Origin of the sequence: Streptomyces sp. M2CJ-2, assembly GCF_016757295.1 — a bacterium.
Classification (GTDB): domain Bacteria; phylum Actinomycetota; class Actinomycetes; order Streptomycetales; family Streptomycetaceae; genus Streptomyces.
The window spans coordinates 3,449-5,305 of sequence record NZ_JAESIF010000154.1 but is presented as its reverse complement, the minus strand read 5'-3'; the positions used below and the strand labels follow the sequence as shown (position 1 = coordinate 5,305).

The 1,857-nt window shown below is 58.2% G+C and carries 1 rRNA gene (running past one end of the window); it reads right to left on the bottom strand.

The features are described 5' to 3' along the window. Positions 1-30: 30 nt before the first annotated feature. A 23S ribosomal RNA gene (locus JL475_RS37925) occupies positions 31-1,857 on the bottom strand; it runs 1,371 nt beyond the window's last position.

Below are 1,857 nucleotides of genomic sequence, written 5' to 3'. Positions count from 1 at the left end.
TCAGAACCAACACAGTGGACGCGAGCAACTGAGGACAAGCCCTCGGCCTATTAGTACCGGTCAACTCCACACCTTACGGCGCTTCCATATCCGGCCTATCAACCCAGTCGTCTGCTGGGAGCCTTACCCCATCAAGTGGGTGGGAGTCCTCATCTCGAAGCAGGCTTCCCGCTTAGATGCTTTCAGCGGTTATCCCTCCCGAACGTAGCCAACCAGCCATGCCCTTGGCAGAACAACTGGCACACCAGAGGTTCGTCCGTCCCGGTCCTCTCGTACTAGGGACAGCCCTTCTCAAGACTCCTGCGCGCGCAGCGGATAGGGACCGAACTGTCTCACGACGTTCTAAACCCAGCTCGCGTACCGCTTTAATGGGCGAACAGCCCAACCCTTGGGACCGACTCCAGCCCCAGGATGCGACGAGCCGACATCGAGGTGCCAAACCATCCCGTCGATATGGACTCTTGGGGAAGATCAGCCTGTTATCCCCGGGGTACCTTTTATCCGTTGAGCGACGGCGCTTCCACAAGCCACCGCCGGATCACTAGTCCCGACTTTCGTCCCTGCTCGACCCGTCGGTCTCACAGTCAAGCTCCCTTGTGCACTTACACTCACCACCTGATTGCCAACCAGGCTGAGGGAACCTTTGGGCGCCTCCGTTACCCTTTAGGAGGCAACCGCCCCAGTTAAACTACCCATCAGACACTGTCCCTGATCCGGATCACGGACCCAGGTTAGACATCCAGCACGACCAGACTGGTATTTCAACGACGACTCCACCACCACTGGCGTGGCGGCTTCACGGTCTCCCAGCTATCCTACACAAGCCGAACCGAACACCAATATCAAACTGTAGTAAAGGTCCCGGGGTCTTTCCGTCCTGCTGCGCGAAACGAGCATCTTTACTCGTAGTGCAATTTCACCGGGCCTATGGTTGAGACAGTCGAGAAGTCGTTACGCCATTCGTGCAGGTCGGAACTTACCCGACAAGGAATTTCGCTACCTTAGGATGGTTATAGTTACCACCGCCGTTTACTGGCGCTTAAGTTCTCAGCTTCGCCAGGACGAATCCTGACTGACCGGTCCCCTTAACGTTCCAGCACCGGGCAGGCGTCAGTCCGTATACCTCGCCTTACGGCTTCGCACGGACCTGTGTTTTTAGTAAACAGTCGCTTCTCGCTGGTCTCTGCGGCCACCCCCAGCTCACCGAGTAAATCGGATCACCGGTGATGGCCCCCCTTCTCCCGAAGTTACGGGGGCATTTTGCCGAGTTCCTTAACCATAGTTCACCCGAACGCCTCGGTATTCTCTACCTGACCACCTGAGTCGGTTTAGGGTACGGGCCGCCGTGAAACTCGCTAGAGGCTTTTCTCGACAGCATAGGATCATCCACTTCGCCGCAATCGGCTCGGCATCGGGTCTCAGCCTTGATGCGCGACGGATTTGCCTATCGCACGGCCTACACCCTTGCCCCGGGACAACCACCGCCCGGGCTGGACTGCCTTCCTGCGTCACCCCATCACTCACCTACTAACCGCTTGGGCCGGCGGCTCCACCACTTTCCTTTCCCCGAAGGGTCCGGAACGGCTTCACGGCCTTAGCATCACGATGCTCGGTGTCTGTCGCTTCACAGCGGGTACCGGAATATCAACCGGTTGTCCATCGACTACGCCTGTCGGCCTCGCCTTAGGTCCCGACTTACCCTGGGCAGATCAGCTTGACCCAGGAACCCTTGGTCAATCGGCGCACACGTTTCTCACGTGTGAATCGCTACTCATGCCTGCATTCTCACTCGTGAACCGTCCACAACTCGCTTCCGCGGCTGCTTCACCCGGCACACGACGCTCCCCTACCCATCCA